General features: G+C 34.3%; 11 protein-coding genes. 8 read left to right on the forward strand and 3 right to left on the reverse strand.

The genetic code is table 11. The features are described 5' to 3' along the window. The first annotated feature begins 101 nt into the window (after positions 1–101). Genes RM538_RS04810 through RM538_RS04825 form a run of 4 tightly spaced genes read left to right on the forward strand, consistent with a single transcriptional unit; the run spans position 102 to position 6,805 of the window. On the forward strand, positions 102–719 hold the full coding sequence (locus RM538_RS04810; RefSeq protein ID WP_311332270.1) for a TetR/AcrR family transcriptional regulator: 618 nt from the start codon (positions 102–104) through the stop codon (positions 717–719). Then, positions 719–2,068 carry a TolC family protein gene (locus RM538_RS04815; protein WP_311332271.1) on the forward strand — a complete coding sequence of 450 codons (1,350 nt, stop codon included), beginning with the start codon at positions 719–721 and terminating at the stop codon, positions 2,066–2,068. The genes RM538_RS04810 and RM538_RS04815 overlap by 1 nt, the downstream gene beginning before the upstream one ends. 15 nt (positions 2,069–2,083) lie before the next feature. Continuing rightward, positions 2,084–3,265: an efflux RND transporter periplasmic adaptor subunit gene (locus RM538_RS04820; protein ID WP_311332272.1), complete on the forward strand. Its 1,182-nt coding sequence runs from the start codon at positions 2,084–2,086 to the stop codon at positions 3,263–3,265. A gap of 18 nt (positions 3,266–3,283) precedes the next feature. Next, positions 3,284–6,805 carry an efflux RND transporter permease subunit gene (locus RM538_RS04825; protein ID WP_311332273.1) on the forward strand — a complete coding sequence of 1,174 codons (3,522 nt, stop codon included), beginning with the start codon at positions 3,284–3,286 and terminating at the stop codon, positions 6,803–6,805. Positions 6,806–6,879: 74 nt separating this feature from the next. Here RM538_RS04825 and RM538_RS04830 read toward each other — a convergent pair whose 3' ends face one another. Both RM538_RS04830 and RM538_RS04835 read right to left on the reverse strand, forming a co-directional pair. Then, positions 6,880–8,202, reverse strand: a complete 1,323-nt coding sequence (locus tag RM538_RS04830) for a RagB/SusD family nutrient uptake outer membrane protein (protein ID WP_311332274.1) — start codon at positions 8,200–8,202, stop codon at positions 6,880–6,882. Between the two features lie 12 nt (positions 8,203–8,214). Continuing rightward, positions 8,215–11,151, reverse strand: a complete 2,937-nt coding sequence (locus tag RM538_RS04835) for a SusC/RagA family TonB-linked outer membrane protein (protein WP_311332275.1) — start codon at positions 11,149–11,151, stop codon at positions 8,215–8,217. A gap of 184 nt (positions 11,152–11,335) precedes the next feature. Between RM538_RS04835 and aspS the strand changes: the two genes are divergently transcribed. The 3 genes from aspS (at position 11,336) to RM538_RS04850 (ending at position 13,632) form a co-directional block, all read left to right on the forward strand. Continuing rightward, on the forward strand, positions 11,336–13,090 hold the full coding sequence (aspS, locus tag RM538_RS04840) for an aspartate--tRNA ligase (RefSeq protein ID WP_311332276.1): 1,755 nt from the start codon (positions 11,336–11,338) through the stop codon (positions 13,088–13,090). Position 13,091: 1 nt separating this feature from the next. Beyond that, the gene (locus tag RM538_RS04845; protein WP_311332277.1) at positions 13,092–13,337 is read left to right on the forward strand and encodes a hypothetical protein; all 246 of its coding nucleotides are present in this window, start codon (positions 13,092–13,094) and stop codon (positions 13,335–13,337) included. Positions 13,338–13,434: 97 nt separating this feature from the next. Further along, positions 13,435–13,632 carry a cold-shock protein gene (locus tag RM538_RS04850; RefSeq protein ID WP_045078898.1) on the forward strand — a complete coding sequence of 66 codons (198 nt, stop codon included), beginning with the start codon at positions 13,435–13,437 and terminating at the stop codon, positions 13,630–13,632. A 53-nt stretch (positions 13,633–13,685) separates the two neighbouring features. On the opposite strand, the gene RM538_RS04855 is transcribed toward RM538_RS04850, so the two are convergent. Beyond that, entirely contained in the window at positions 13,686–14,135 is a 450-nt protein-coding gene (locus RM538_RS04855; protein ID WP_311332278.1) for a nucleoside deaminase, read from the reverse strand. 70 nt (positions 14,136–14,205) lie between these two features. Here RM538_RS04855 and RM538_RS04860 point away from each other — a divergent pair, with 70 nt between their 5' ends. Next, positions 14,206–15,984 carry a 1-deoxy-D-xylulose-5-phosphate synthase gene (locus RM538_RS04860; protein ID WP_311332279.1) on the forward strand — a complete coding sequence of 593 codons (1,779 nt, stop codon included), beginning with the start codon at positions 14,206–14,208 and terminating at the stop codon, positions 15,982–15,984. Positions 15,985–16,029 lie beyond the last annotated feature (45 nt).

The raw sequence follows: 16,029 nt of genomic DNA on the forward strand, positions 1-16,029 counted from the left end.
AATAATTGTAAAACTTAGGAAACTTTTATTGTTTTTAAAGTTTCCTATACTACTTTTGCACAGAATTTAAAAAAAGAATGTTCATTACTATGAGCAATGATATGAAAGAAAAAATAATACAAAAAGCAGCAGAATTGTTTATAACACTTGGCTTTAAAAGTGTTACAATGGACGATATTGCTACAGAAATGGGTATTTCAAAAAAAACTATTTATACTCATTTTAGCAACAAAACAGATCTTATAAAAGAAACCACATCATATGTTTTTGAATCAATTTCCTGTGGTATAGATGAAATATGTAAGACTGAACAAAACCCTATTAAAGAACTTTACAAGATAAAAAAGTTGGTTATGGTGAACCTTAAAGATGAAAAATCATCACCACAATATCAGCTTCAAAAATACTATCCAGAAGTATATAGTATGCTCAAGCAAAAGCATTTTAAAAAAATGCACGAATGTACTTTAAAGAACCTTCAAAAAGGAGTAAAACAAGGACTGTATAGAGATAATATAGATGTAGAGTTTATTTCAAGAATCTATTTTATTGGTGTTAACGGAATTAAAGATCATACCTTATTTCCAATAGAAAATTTTCCAAAAACATCTCTCTTTGAAGAGTATTTAGAATATCACCTTCGAGGAATTGTTACCAAAGAAGGACTTAAAACCCTAAACAAATTCATCAATCAAAAAGTAACTCAACAGACAACCTAATGACAAAAAAACTCATACTCATCGTATTATTAATTAGTACAAGTATTGGCTTTGCACAAGAAGAGAAACAGTATAATTTTACACTTCAAGAAGCCATCACATTTGCCATAGATAGTAACTACACGGCCATAAATGCTAGACGAGATATCGCAAAGGCTATTAAACAAAAATGGGAAACTACTGCAACAGGGCTACCACAAATAAGTGCTGTAGTAGATTATCAAAACCAGTTAAAACAGCCAGTAATTTTTATCCCGGCAGAGCTTAGCGGAGGACAGCCTGGCACCTTTACAACTGCAACATTTGGAGGTGCGCAAACTGCTTCGGCAACTGCCACTCTTAACCAGTTAATTTTTGACGGCAGCTATCTTGTGGGGTTGCAAGCAGCAAAAGCTTTCTTAGATTTTTCTGAAAATGCTTCAGAAAAAACAAACTTAGAAGTTAGAAAGGGAGTTATTAATGCTTACGGAAGTGTATTGTTAGCCGAAGAATTAGTCTCAATTTTTGAAAAAAACAAAAAAGCCTTAGAAGAAAATCTTTTTGAAACTAGAAAGATTTTTGAAAATGGCCTAACTGAAGAAGAAAGTGTTGAACAACTTGAAATCACTTTACTAGATATTGAAACACAACTAAGCAATGCTAAACGTTCTAGAGTAATTGCAAAACAAATGTTCAACATTGCATTAGGGATTCAAGTTGATACAGAAGTAACTTTAACCGAAGACCTAGACGATTTGGCGCAGCAAAACATTCAATTAGCAATGTTAGACAACACCTTAGATATTGAAGAAAATGTAGATTATAAAATTGCCTACAACTTAACAGAGCAAAGAGAACTTGAACTTAAATTAGAAAAAAGTAAAGCGCTCCCTAGATTAACTGGGTTTATAAACTATGCAACTCAGGCTAATGATAATGACTTTGTATTTTTAGATAGCGAAACACCTTGGTTTCAATCTTCTATAGTTGGCCTTAGTTTAAATGTTCCAATTTTTAGTAGTGGTATGCGAAATGCAAAAACTCAACAAGCAAAAATTGCACTAGATCAGTCTAAAACTTCTCTCGAAGAAACAATTCAAAATGTAAATTTAGAACTAAATACAGCAAAAAGTAATTATCAATTTGCTATTGAAAACTATGAAAATTCTAAAAAGAATTTAGCATTAGCAAAGCGAATTGAAAATAAAAACCAAGTAAAGTTTACAGAAGGTCTTAGTACTAGTTTTGATTTAAGACAAGCACAAACACAACTTTACACAGCACAGCAACAATACTTTAATAGTATGCTTAATGTAATTACATCTAAAGCAGAAATTGAAACAATATTAAACACTTTACCAACTAATTAAAAGAAAACTTAAGAAATGAAAAATATAATTCTATTAACTTTTACTGCGCTACTTATTGCTTCTTGCGGAAACAAAGAACAAACTGTAGCAGATGTTATAGCCTCTGGAAACTTGGAGCAACTAAGAGAGAAAAAAACAGAGCTGGATGCAAAACAACAGGAATTAGCAAATCAAATAAAGGAACTTCAAGCAGAAATTAAAAAATTAAATCCGCTAGAGAAAGTCCCTCTAATAACAACTTTTCAAGCTAAAAAAGACACCTTTATGCACTATTTAGAGTTACAGGGAAATGTAACTACAAAACAAAACTTAGTAATCTACCCAGAATATTCTGGCGTACTTACTAGAGTGTATGTTACTGAAGGGCAAAGAGTAAGTAAAGGACAAACACTAGCTAAGATAGATGACGGAGGATTAAGCCAACAAGCGGCTCAATTACAAATACAAGCAGACTTAGCAAAAACTACTTTTGAAAGACAAGAACGCCTTTGGAATCAAAAAATAGGAAGTGAAATTCAATATCTACAAGCAAAGTCTAATTATGAAGCACAGCAAAAAGCTGTTTCACAATTAAACCAACAAATTGCTAAAACACTAGTAAAAGCACCTTTCTCAGGAGTTATAGACGATGTAATAAGTGAACAAGGAAGTGTAGTGGCACCAGGACAATCTATGTTATTTAGAATTGTAAACTTAAGTGATATGTATGTAGAAACAGATGTCCCAGAAAGATACCTTACAAATGTCACTAAAGGTAAAGATGTTGAAATCAACCTGCCTATATTAGGTAAAACTATAAATGGAAAAATTAGACAAGCGGGAGATTATATAAACCCTGCTAATAGAACATTTAAAATTGAAGTTTCGCTACCCAATAAAGATAAAACTGTAAAGCCCAATCTAACTGCAAAACTCAAAATTAATGATTATACAAATGAGGAGGCTATCTTAATCCCTTTAAGTATTATTTCTGAAAACGCAGAAGGAGAACAGTATGTCTATACCATTTCAGAAAAAGAAGATGCTAAAGCTAATGCAAAAAGAGTAATTATTGAAACTGGTAAAACACAAGGAGATTACATAGAAGTGTTGTCTGGAATTAATGATGGAGATGAAATTATTGATGAAGGTGCTCGTAGTGTAAGAGACGGGCAAAAGGTAAAGATTTTAAATATTGAAAACCAAGAACAACAATAAACTAAACTTAAGTTAAAAATGACTAAAAAGAAAAATAGTAAAAACGTAGATAAAGAGTTTGGTTTATCTTCTTGGGCTATAAACAATAAAACAACAATGTATGTTTTAATTGTCTTGATTCTTTTTTTAGGAGGCTCTGCATATTTTAGTATGCCGCGTGAAAATTTCCCAGAAATTAAAGAGACAAAAATTTACATAAGCTCTGTCTATCCAGGAAACACAGCAGAAGATATAGAAAAACTTATTACAGACCCTATTGAAGATAAACTAAAAACGGTAAGTAATGTAGTAGAAATAACATCAACATCACAAGAGGACTATTCTATTGTTGTTATAGAGTTTGATGAAAATATTAGTGTTGAAGCAGCAAAACAAAAAGTTAAGGACGAAGTAGATAGTGAGACAGCAAGTGAGGACTGGCCTACTTTTAATGGTGCTAAGGTAGAACCCAATGTGTTTGACTTAAGTATGAGTGAGGAGATTCCTATTCTTAATATTAATATTTCTGGAAACTATCCTGTAGATAAACTTAAAGAATACGGAGAATACCTTGAGGATGAGATTGAAAACTTACTTGAAATAAAACAAGTTGACATAAGAGGTGCCCAAGAAAAAGAAGTTGAAGTAGCGGTTGATATCTATAAAATGATGGCTGCTCAAGTAAGCTTTAATGACATAATTAATACTATTAGTAATGAAAATATGACTATGTCTGCCGGAAATTTAATTTCAAGTGGACAACGTCGTACTATAAGGATAATAGGAGAAATAGACACTCCAGAAGAGTTAGAAAACTTTGTAGTTAAGTCTGAAAACAATAATGCAATCTACCTTAAAGATATTGCAGAGGTTTATTTTAAAGATGAAGACAAAACAACCTATGCTAGAGAGTTTGGCGCTCCTGTAGTAATGCTTGACGTAAAAAAACGAGCAGGTGAAAACATGGTTGCAGCTGCCGAGAAAATTAAAGTGATGGTTGATGATGCAGTTGAAAATGTATTTCCACCAGATTTACAAGTTACCATAGCCAATGACCAATCTGAAAAAACCATTGGACAAGTTGACGATTTAGTAAACAATATCATTTTTGGTATTATACTCGTAGTTACTGTCCTTATGTTCTTCTTAGGGTTCAAAAATGCCTTATTTGTAGGTTTTGCAATCCCTATGTCCATGTTTATGTCGCTTATGATTTTGAGCGCATTGGGGTATACTATGAACACTATGATATTGTTTGGTCTTATCATGGGACTTGGTATGCTTGTAGACAATGGTATTGTGGTTGTTGAAAATGTATATAGGTTAATGGAAGAAGAAGGCATGAGCCGCATTGAAGCTGCAAAAAAAGGAATTGGTGAAATTGCTTTTCCTATTATAATATCTACAGTAACTACAGTAGCAGCCTTTGTACCACTAGGCTTATGGCCAGGAGTTATGGGACAGTTTATGATTTATTTCCCTGTAACTCTTTCGGTTGTTTTAGGTTCATCCTTATTTGTGGCTATTTTCTTTAATTCGGTTTTAGTATCACAATTTATGACTACCGAAGACAAAGAAATGACTTTAAAAAGAATCATTTCAATAACTGCTATTGTTGGAGGCATTGGACTACTAATTACCATATTTGGTGGAGAATTTAGAGGATTAGGAACCGTAATGTTATTTACTGCTATCATGCTTTGGGTATATAGGTTAGTACTTAGACCACTAGCAAATGGTTTTCAAAATAAAGTTTTACCTAGATGGGAGCGCTTTTATGAAGCAGTCTTACGCAAAGCACTATCAGGAAGAAAACCTGTTTTTATAGCACTTGGAACTTTCGCATTATTAATTGTAGCTTTTATAGGGTTTGGCGCATCTGTGGGTAGTCAAAGAACTAAAGTTGAATTCTTCCCAGATAACACCCCCAACCAAATAATAGTATATATAGAATATCCTGAAGGTACCGATATTAAAAAAACAAATGCTATTACAAAAGACATTGAAGAACGGGTTTACACCATAGTGAATCAAGATGCTTACAAAAACGGAGATTATAATTTTTTAGTTGAAAGTGCTGTATCACAAGTTGGTGAAGGTGCTGGAAACCCTCAAACAGATGGTGGTAGTGCGGCTGAGATGCCACATAGAGGAAAGATTACTGCAACCATGCGCGAATATAAGTACAGAGAAGGGGCAGATAGTAATGAATTATTAAAAGAGGTTCAAGAATCATTACAAGACATATATCCTGGAGTTGCCATTTCTGTTGAAAAAGATGCCGTAGGCCCACCAGCCGGGTATCCTGTAAACATTGAATTAAAAGGAGACGACTATACTGAGCTAATTTCTACTGCTGAAAAAATGCGTGATTTCATCAATACTAAAAATATTCAAGGAATTGATGAATTGAAAATAGATGTAAATAAGTCTAAACCTTCAATGCGTGTTGAAGTAGATAGAGAGAAAGCTGGAGAATTAGGTGTTACTGCTGGGCAAGTGGGACAACAATTACGAAATTCTATCTTTGGAGCAAAAGCTGGAATCTATAAGGAAGACGGAGAAGATTATGATATCTATGTTCGTTTTAATGAGGAAAACAGGTATAATACAAGTGCTATTTTCAACCAGAAAATAACATTTAGGGATATGGCATCAGGTCAAATTAAAGAAATTCCAGTTTCTGCTGTTGCTAAACAAAATAACACATCTGGGTTTAGTGCTATTAAACATAAAGATGTAGAGCGTGTAGTCACATTGTATTCTGCTTTGGCACCTGGTTTTACAGATGCAGGAGCTATCGTTTCAGAAATACAAAAAGAAATGCAATCTTTTACCGAAAAACCGGACACCGTTGCTATTGATTATACTGGTCAAATAGAAGAGCAAAATAAGCAAATGGCTTTCTTAATGGGTGCTTTCTTTACAGGACTTGGATTAATATTTTTTATTTTAATATTCCAGTTTAATTCAGTTTCTAAACCAGCCATAATTATGATGGCAATTTTCTTGAGTTTGATTGGTGTTTTTGGAGGTATTGTGATTACTGGTAGTGCTTTTGTAATTATGATGACAATGATGGGGATAATTTCACTCGCAGGTATTGTAGTAAACAATGGAGTTGTATTATTAGATTACACTCAGTTATTAATAGACAGGAAAAGAGTTGAAAAAGACCTAGATGATGATGAAGCATTAGACAATCAAGATTTATTAAATGCTATTATAAGAGGAGGTAAAGCTCGTTTACGTCCAGTTTTGTTAACAGCTATTACTACCATACTTGGTTTAATACCATTAGCAACTGGATTTAATATTAACTTCTTTACTTTGTTTAGTGAATTTGACCCTAATATATATATAGGAGGAGACAACGTAATATTCTGGGGACCTCTGGCCTGGACAGTAATTTATGGCCTCTTTATTGCTACATTTTTAACATTAATTGTGGTTCCTATATTATTCTACTTAATAACAAAGTTTAAACTCTGGTTAAGTAGTAAGTTTTCAAAAACTGAAGAACTCACTTATACAGAAATAAATACAGAAGCAGCAGAATAGTAGTTACTATTAATGTAAAAATAAACCCCCATTCAAAATTATGAATGGGGGTTTTTATAAATAAAGAAACTATTTTAGTTTGTTTCTGCTAAAGGAACTGGAAGCGTATTATATATTTGATCTCCATCCCTATCTATAGGAAGCGTGTTAGAAAGGTTATACCTTCTTAAGTCATACATCCTATGGTTTTCAGCCCATAAAGAATACCTTCTTTGAGTTAACATTTCAGAAGTTAATTGAGCAGCTGTTGGAGCTCCTCCATAATCTTTGTTAGGAAGTCCAGCAGAGTTTCTAATTATATCTAATGCTGTTTGAGCATCACCTAATTCACCTGCTTGAATACTCGCCTCTGCATAAATAAGAATTAACTCCTCATTACGCATAATATCAATAGGAGAAGTATTAGACTCATATAACGCAGTCTCATTTGTACCATTAAGGTCGTCTTGACTTTGAGGGTTTGGTCTTACAGCTGTTTTAGTAGTAACACGAGTGTCACCAGCTTCTGCATCATTTACCCAGCTATCATGAACGATAATTTGGTCACCATTCTCTCCTGGAACTTTAAATAATCCATTAGATTGATCACCACCACCAAGGCCAAAAATATGCTTTGGACCTACAGATAAATCTCCGTTTAAATTAAAGAAAGATGCATTAAGCGCAGTTCTTGCAGCACCACCATCTCCTGAATAAACTGCAGCCATAGCAGCTACCGCTCTATTAAATTGTGCAAATGTTGATGGAGTATCAAACCCGTCAAAACCTGAGCTTAAACCAAACTCGAAAGAACCACCTGCATTATTTAAATTTCCGTTAGCTTCATCTAGTAAGCCTCTAGCAAAAGCTAAAACTGCCTCACCATTCTCAAGTGGCCCAATGTTTTCAGGATCTGTAGTATCTGTTCTTGCTTGATTGTATGATTTTACCATTTGTATTAACTCATACGCTATAACAGTTTTCGCAAAACCAAGGTATCCGTTTTGTTCTACAGAGGTAATGGCATCTGTATTTGATGCTCCTTCAATTAGAAGGTTAGCATTTTTAATACATCTGTAACTACCAGACCATTGTGATGTACTGTAAAATGAGTTATTGTCTAATGGAATTCCATTTTTACCCAATAAATCACCTGTATTACGAGGATCTGCATCAAACAAATAAAGTTCTCTAGCCATAGTACCGCTAGCAGTTGTTTCAATTGCAATTCCGTTTCTTAGGGTTGACTCTACACCAACCACTAGTTCATTTAATTGTCCTTTAGAAGCATTAGCTAAAACCCCATCAACACTAGGTCCATTTGGGTCAATTACTTCATCAAAAGAACAAGATGACACAGCTAGTAGACCCAACACGGCCATACTAATTGTAGCTATTGTTTTATATATATTTTTCATAATCATTTTTAATTAAAAGTTTACATTTAAGTGAAAGTATACTTGTCTATTACTAGGGAATGGAGTAACCTCAATTCCACTAGAGAGTCCAGCTCCACCATTTACTGAAACTTCTGGGTCATAACTTGAATAATCTGTTATTGTAAATAAGTTTCTACCAGAGAAACCAAGCTTAACACCTTCTACAACTTCTCCAAATAAACCTTTAACCGTATTAGAAGGTAATCTGTAATATATTGCTGCTTCTCTTAATCTTAGATAACCCGCTGGCTCAACAAAACGAGCTGCATTTGCTGGTGTATCTAAACGATCTTGACCTGCTTGTGTTTCTAAGTCTGGAGTTGTTTGACCTAAATCTGTTAAGAATTTAGATAAGTTTAAGTTTTCACCTCCAGATTTTAATTGGAATAAGAAAGAAATATCAACGTTATTGAATAAAGTTAAGTTGTTATTAAAAGCCATTTGAAAATCTGGCTCAGTATCTCCAACTTGAGTTAAAACACCATCAATACTTCCAACTAATTGTGTTACTGGTTGTCCTTCTTCAATATAGATTGTTCCTAGACCTGTACCAAATCCTGCACCTGGTTGTGCAAAAGCAGGAACATCTAACCTTGTGATTTCTGATCTATTTAAGTAAAACTGGACTCCAGTATTCCACTTTATTGCATCTGTATCTAAAACATCTGCACGTACTGCTAATTCAATACCATTGTTTTCAAGGTCTGCAAGGTTAGTAGTTTCTTGCGTAAATCCTGAAGATGGAGGTAATTGTCTAGTTAGTATTAGGTCTCTAATGTTTTTCTTGTAATATGTTGCTTCAAAAGAAACTCTGTTTTGGAAAAGACCTAAATCTAAACCAACTTCAAATTCTGAAGCTGTCTCAGGCTCAACATCCGCATCTCCTTTTACTCCAACAACAGATTGCCCAATAACACCTCCAATATTACTAGCTCCTAAGCTTGTAAATGTTGCTCCAAAACGAGCAGGGTTACCAGTTTCTCCATAAGCAGCTCTAAGCTTCATCTGGTTAATAGCCTCAACACTCCAAAAATCCATGTTTGCAAGGTTTACAGCTACAGATGCCTTTGGAAAACCATAAAACTCATTAGGGTCTCCATTACGAGTTGACTTGTCAAAACGATATCCTAAAGTACCTATAATTTGGTCCTTATAGTTTGCTTCAACTTGTCCAAAAACACCAAATTCTTTCTCTTCACTTCTAAATTGATCTGTAGTTTGATTTGCAGACTGGTCAACACTTGTTTGTCCTGCCGCTAATCCAGTTCCTCTCGCATTAATTAAGTTTGAGTCTTGAAATAAGTAAGCAGTACCAATTTGAGTAGTGAAAGCTAAATCTCCTTCCATGGCATCGTGATCCCATACTAAAGCAGATTGTGTGTTAAACTGTGTAAAACTGTTTTTACCCTGTGCTACAAATCCTGCAGCAGCTCCAAGTCCTTGTTGTGCTTGGTGTGTTTCAGGAACATAAACAAATGTTTCGTTAGACAGGTAATCTACACCTGCTCTATTTGAGAAACGAATTCGGTTTATATCATCTGTATAAATTTTAGTATTAACTGTTAAACCTTGTATAACTCTATCATTAGAGTCATCGTTAATTGCATTATCTCTAACAAAAAGTGGGTTACCAGAAAAGTTAGGGTTATTAGGGTAGTTTCCTTGTGCATCAGGGAATAGGTTTACCCATGGTCTTGTAAAAGCTAAGGTATATCCATAACTTAATCCTCCTTCATTTTCATTACCAGTAAAACTTCTTTGAGAATTACTTCTTACATAATTTGTAGTTGAAGAAATATCAAAAACATTAGATATTTTATGATCTATATTTGCTCTAATTGAAAAACGATCAAAACCAGTATTTTTAATAATACCTTCTTCATCTCTGTAAGATCCACCTAAATAAAACTTAGTTTTTGCGTTTCCTCCTGTTGCACTTAGTGCAGTTTCAGTTATAAAACCAGTTTCACCATAAATAATATCTTCATAGTCATACAATTCACCATTCGCAGCAATAGTTGCATTAAATTGGTCAACTGCATCTTGTCCAAAGGTTTCTAAAACAGAAGCGGCAGTCCAAGGACGTAACCCTAATGCATTCTGTATTTTATTAATCCCGACATCTTGTCTAAAATTAATACGTGTTTTACCACCCTTACCTCTTTTAGTTGTAATAATAATTACACCGGCATTACCACGCTGTCCGTAAATGGCAGCTGCAGAAGATCCTTTTAATATCTCAATATTTTCAATATCATTAGGGTCTAAATCTGCAAGACGGTTACCCGCGTTCTCTTCATTTCCAGAGTTAGCTCCAGAAGCAAAACGTAATCCTGAAGGGATCTCTACGTTATTAATGTATACTCCGTCTACAATTATTAAAGGTTGGTTATTACCATTAATAGATGAAATACCACGCAGACGCAATGCAAAACCTCCACCTGGCGCACCAGAAGAAGATGTTATGTTTACACCTACAACTTTTCCATATAAAGCACCATCAACTGTTGATTGTCCAGTTGTACCTACAAGTTCTTCAGCTGAGACAGTTGACACAGCATTTGCTGCATTAGTTCTCTTAACAGAAGTTGCAAGTCCAGTAACAACCACCTCTTCTAAGGCTTCTGCAGATTCTCCCATTGTTATGGAAATAGCTCCAGCAGAAGTTACTTCTTGTTCTACAGTAGTATATCCTAAAGAAGAAAATACTAAGGTAGCTGGTAAATTTTCCACATCAATACTAAATTTTCCATCAATGTCTGTTGTTGTACCATTGGATGTGCCTTTTTCAATTACGTTAGCAAAAGGGACGGTGTCTCCTTTATCTGTTGTAACTGTCCCTGTTATTGTATTTTGTGCAAATACAAAGCAAGGCAACAATAGTAATAAGAACAGTAAGTTCCTGTTCATCAAGTTGTTTTGTTTCATAATTATTAAATTTTTGTTAATTCTGTGAAATTACTAAAGATTTTTCAAAATTCCACGATAAAAAATGAGAATTACACATCCAAAAATCCTAGTAGCTGAAAATCAAAACAATATTTTTATAACATAGTTACATTTCGTCTTTATCTTATTAAATTTGCAGCCTAAATTTTCTAGAAAAAAAACAATGTATAGATCTCATACTAATGGCGAGTTAAATGCTAAAAATATTAATGAGGAAGTAACACTTTCAGGGTGGGTACATAAGATAAGGAATAAAGGCTTTATGGTTTGGGTAGATCTTAGAGATCGTTATGGTATTACCCAACTTATTTTTGATGAAGAGCGTACTCCATCTGAAATGATGAAACTAGCATCTACTCTTGGAAGAGAGTTTGTAATACAAATTACTGGGAAGGTTATTGAACGAGAATCTAAAAATCCAAATATTCCTACAGGAGACATAGAAATATTGGTAAATAATCTAACTATACTTAATGAAGCATTAACACCTCCTTTTACAATTGAAAATGAAACTGATGGCGGTGAGGACTTGCGTATGAAGTATCGATACTTAGATATACGTAGAAAATCTGTTAGAGAAAACCTAGTTTTTAGACATAAGGTTACTATAGCTGTAAGAAACTACCTGTCTAATAAAGATTTTGTAGAAATAGAAACTCCCTACCTTATTAAATCTACACCAGAAGGTGCAAGGGATTTTGTTGTTCCTAGTAGAATGAATGAGGGGCAGTTTTATGCCTTACCACAATCCCCACAAACCTTTAAGCAACTATTAATGGTTGGTGGCATGGATAAGTATTTTCAGATTGTAAAGTGTTTTAGAGACGAAGACCTTAGAGCAGATAGACAGCCTGAGTTTACACAAATTGACTGTGAAATGGCATTTGTAGAACAAGAGGATATTTTAAATACTTTTGAAGGACTTACAAGATATTTACTAAAAGAAGTTAATGGTGTTGAAATAGGTGATTTCCCAAGAATGACGTATGATGATGCTATGGCTACCTATGGAAATGACAAACCTGATATCCGTTTTGGGATGAAGTTTGCAGAATTAAACAACCTTACACAACACAAAGAGTTTAATGTATTTAATAATGCAGAGCTAGTTGTTGGTATAGCTGTACCTGGAGGAAACTCCTACACTAGAAAAGAAATTGACAAGCTAATAGATTGGGTAAGACGTCCACAAGTAGGTGCTTTAGGCATGGTTTATTGTAGATGCAACGATGACGGAAGTTTTAAATCTTCTGTGGATAAATTTTACGATCAAGAAGATTTAGCAAAGTGGGCAGAAGCAACCGGAGCTAATAAAGGAGATTTAATATGTATCCTATCTGGTGACACTAATAAAGTACGAGCACAACTTAGCGCATTAAGAATGGAACTTGCAGAGCGTTTAGGATTAAGAAAACCTGGTGAATTTGCTCCACTTTGGGTAGTTGATTTCCCACTTTTAGAACTAGATGAAGAAACTGGGCATTATCATGCCATGCATCATCCTTTTACCTCACCTAAACCAGGCCAACTAGAATTGCTTGACACAAATCCTGGCGCTGTAAAAGCAAATGCCTATGATTTAGTTTTAAATGGTAACGAAATAGGTGGTGGTTCTATAAGAATACATGATAAAAATACGCAGGGTGTTATGCTAAAGCATTTAGGGTTTAGCGAAGAAGAAGCAAAGGCTCAATTTGGCTTTTTAATGGATGCTTTTGAATATGGGGCACCACCGCATGGTGGAATTGCTTTTGGACTAGACAGGTTAGTTGCTATTTTAGGAGGTCAAGAAACTATACGTGACTTCATTGCATTCCCAAAGAACAATGCTGGTAGAGATGTAATGATAGACGCACCTGCATTTATTGATGATGAGCAACTTAAAGAGTTAAATATAAAATTAGATATTCAAGCTTAAAATGAGGCGGTTTTTAATCATTTTATTCTTTAGTATTCTTATTACATGTTGCATTGGGTTTTACATTAAACCAGATAATACAAGTACGGGAGATTTATTAATTGGTCTTTCGGTTGCTGGGTTATTTCTTGTTTGGATGCCATTATTTATTTACCATCGTTGGAAAGGTAAAAATGTAAAAGACTACATGCTCACAAAAGAAAACATAGAAAAAATGAGAGACTACAGCAAGGATAAAAAACTGTAAATCAACATGTTTTTTGAAAATTATTAGCAAATAAGTATTTGTTGGTTTTATATTTATGCTACCTTTACGGCTATTATTAATATTATTTTTTATTTAAATGGAGGGAACAGTAAAATTTTTTAACGAATCAAAAGGTTTCGGTTTTATCACTAATGATGAAACTGGAAAGGACATTTTTGTACATGTTACCGGACTTAATGGCGAAGCCCTTAATGAAGGAGACAAAGTAGAATATGTCGAAGAAGAAGGAAGAAAAGGAATGGTTGCCGCACAAGTGCGAGTAATCCATGATTAAGATATATGTTTACCAGAATTGATTAAAAAAATCCAGCTTTAAAGCTGGATTTTTTAGTTTAAGTTCCTTTTCTCAATAAAAAATCGTTTTAATAGTGCTGCTGCCTCTTCTTCTAAAATACCTCCTACCATTTTTGTTTTTGGGTGCAATTTTGTGTTAAGATTAATACACCCCCTTTGGGTATCTCGAGTTGCATACACTATTTTATCTATCTGACTCCAAAATAAAGCTCCAGCACACATTTGGCAAGGTTCTAATGTAACATATAGTGTACACCCTTTTAAATATTTACCTCCAAGGTAGTTAGCTGCAGCAGTAATCGCTTGCATTTCTGCATGAGCGGTTACGTCATTAAGTGTTTCTGTTAAGTTATGTGCTCTGGCAATTACAGTATTATTGGCTACAATTACGGCTCCAACAGGGACTTCGTTAGTATCAAAAGCGAGTTCCGCTTCCTGCAAAGCACGTTTCATAAAATAACTGTCGTCAAAAGGTTTTATCATGAATAAATTTCAAAAAACTAAAAATACAAATTCACAAATAAAGAAACTACAATAACTGTATCTTTGCTTAGTGTCAAAAAAACTCCTAGAAAGCATACAATTCCCTGAGGATTTAAGAAAAATCCCAAGAGAGCAACTTCCAGAAGTTGCAAAAGAGTTACGCGAGTTTATAATTAATATTGTAGCGGTTAAGGAAGGGCACCTTGGTGCTAGTCTTGGCGTTGTGGAGTTAACCATTGCCTTACACTATATTTTCAATACCCCAGAAGATATTTTAGTGTGGGACGTAGGACACCAAGCTTATGGACACAAAATCTTAACAGGGCGTAAAGCAGCTTTTCATACCAATAGACAATTAGGTGGAATTAGTGGTTTTCCTAAAATTGAAGAAAGCAACTATGATGCTTTTGGCACAGGGCATAGTAGTACCGCTATTTCTGCTACACTTGGGATGGCTATCGCTTCCCAATTATCTGGAGATCTAACAAAACAACATATTGCTGTTGTTGGTGATGCTTCTATTGCTAGCGGAATGGCTTTTGAAGCTCTTAATCATGCAGGAGTTACTAATACAAACTTACTCATTATTCTTAACGACAATGCCATTGGTATTGACCCAAGTGTTGGTGCATTAAAAGAATACTTAACCAAAGTAAATCTTGACAAAACACCAGATACCGATAATATTTTTGAAGCCTTAAACTTTTCTTATTTTGGCCCTATTGACGGTCATGACCTACCCATCATTACTGAAAACTTAGAGAAGCTAAAAAAAATCAAAGGACCTAAATTACTTCATGTAATTACCAAAAAAGGAAAAGGACTACAACAAGCAGAACAAAATCAAGTGACGTATCATGCTCCAGGGAAATTTGATGCAAAAACTGGAGAAATAACACAAAAAGACACCTCTCACTTACCTCCTAAATTTCAAGATGTTTTTGGGTATACGCTAGTCGAGCTAGCAAAAAGCAATAAAAAAATAGTAGGTATAACCCCTGCAATGCCAACGGGGAGTTCTTTAAAGTATATGATGAAAGAGTTTCCAGAAAGAGCTTTTGATGTAGGTATTGCAGAGCAACACGCAGTCACACTTTCTGCCGGAATGGCAACACAAGATTATGTTGTATTTTGTAATATCTATTCAACATTTTTACAGCGAGCATATGATCAAGTAATACATGATGTTTGTTTACAAAAATTACCTGTAATTTTTTGTCTTGATAGGGCTGGACTAGTTGGACAAGATGGAGCAACACATCACGGTATTTTTGATATGGCATACCTACGGTGTATTCCAAATTTAACTCTAGTGGCTCCAAGAAATGAAATAGAATTACGTAATCTACTTTACACCGCTCAACTTGGATTGCAGCAGCCTATTGCAATTAGGTATCCTAGAGGACGAGGAAATATCCTTGATTGGCAGCGTTCTTTTAAAAAGATAGAAATAGGAAAAGGAGAAACTATTAAAAAGGGAAGTGAAGTAGCTATTTTATCCATTGGAACAATGGCTACTGAAGTTTCTCAGGCTATTAATTTGATTGATACTTCAAGAAAAGAAAAAGTTGGTCATTACGATATGCGATTTGTTTCGCCTCTTGACAAAAGCTTACTTCATGCTGTTTTTAAAGAATACAATACCTTAATAACCGTTGAAGATGGTGTTATTTCGGGTGGATTTGGAAGTGCAGTATTAGAATTTGCTTCACTACATAAGTACAAAAATGATATAACTCTTTTGGGTATTTCAAATCACTTCCCTGAACATGCAACTACTTCTCAATTAAAAGATAGTGAAGGACTTTCTTCAGAAAAAATTAAAGAAGCAATATTAAATAAGTTGTAAACTAAAAGAGGAGGCTTAAAAAAACCTCCTCTAGAATAAAAACTA

It is taken from the genome of Patiriisocius hiemis (assembly GCF_031846325.1).
Classification (GTDB): Bacteria; Bacteroidota; Bacteroidia; order Flavobacteriales; family Flavobacteriaceae; genus Patiriisocius_A; species Patiriisocius_A hiemis.